Source organism: Streptosporangium sp. G11 (assembly GCF_051192615.1).
Taxonomy (GTDB): Bacteria; Actinomycetota; Actinomycetes; order Streptosporangiales; family Streptosporangiaceae; genus Streptosporangium.
Genome location: NZ_JBPJUQ010000325.1, coordinates 1 through 897, shown reverse-complemented (window position 1 = coordinate 897; position 897 = coordinate 1). Strand labels below are relative to the sequence as shown.

Below are 897 nucleotides of genomic sequence, written 5' to 3'. Positions count from 1 at the left end.
CGAGCAGGACGCGCTGATCCTGGCCAATATCTTGCGCACCGACATGGCCGCGCACCGGCCGCTGCCCGCCGACTCCGACCTGGCCCGGGCGATCACCGTGCTGGCCCGCGCCCAGCAGGACACGGTCTGGGACCGCATCCAGCTCGGCCAGCGGATCCGGTCGCTGCTGCACGACTACTTCGCCGCCGCCCTGGAGGCATTTGCGCATCTGCGCAACGGCGGCGTCACCAGGGCCGAGGCCCGGGTCATCCTCGCGCTGGCGCCCACTCCCGCCCGCGCCGCCGTCCTCACCCGCGGGCAACTGCGGGCCGCACTCAAACGGGCCGGGCGAGTCCGCCACGTCGACCAGGACGTCGAACGACTCCACGCGATCTTCCGCGCCGAACACATGCGTCTACCTGACCTGGCCGAGCAGGCCATGGGCCACCAGCTCACCGCGCTGCTCGGCCAGCTCGAAGCGACCTGCACAGCCGAGCAGAACCTGGCCACCCTCGTGGAGGAGGCCTTTGCCCAGCACCCCGACGCCGAGATCATCACCAGCTTCCCGGGGGTCGGTTCCCTGGTCGGCGCCCGCATCCTGGCCGAGATCGGCGACGACCGCACCCGCTTCGCCGACGCTCGCGGCCTGAAGGCCTATGCCGGCTCGGCACCAGTTACCCGAGCCAGCGGCAAGTCACGACACATCATGACCCGCAAGGTGAAGAACGACCGCCTGGCCGCCGCCGGCTACATCTGGGCCTTCGCCGCGCTACGTCCCTCACCGGGGGCACGGGCGCACTACGACCGCCGCAAAGCAGCCGACGACGCGCACACCGCAGCTCTGCGGCACCTGTTCAACCGTCTGATCGGCTGCCTCTATCACTGCCTCAAAACGCGCCGGACCTACGACGAGTCCAT

At 70.3% G+C, this 897-nt stretch carries 1 protein-coding gene; it reads left to right on the top strand.

The genetic code is table 11. From position 1 onward, the window contains the following. A partial coding sequence (locus tag ACSDR0_RS50835; RefSeq protein WP_435296173.1) for a transposase occupies window positions 1-897 on the top strand: 897 nt, incomplete at both ends.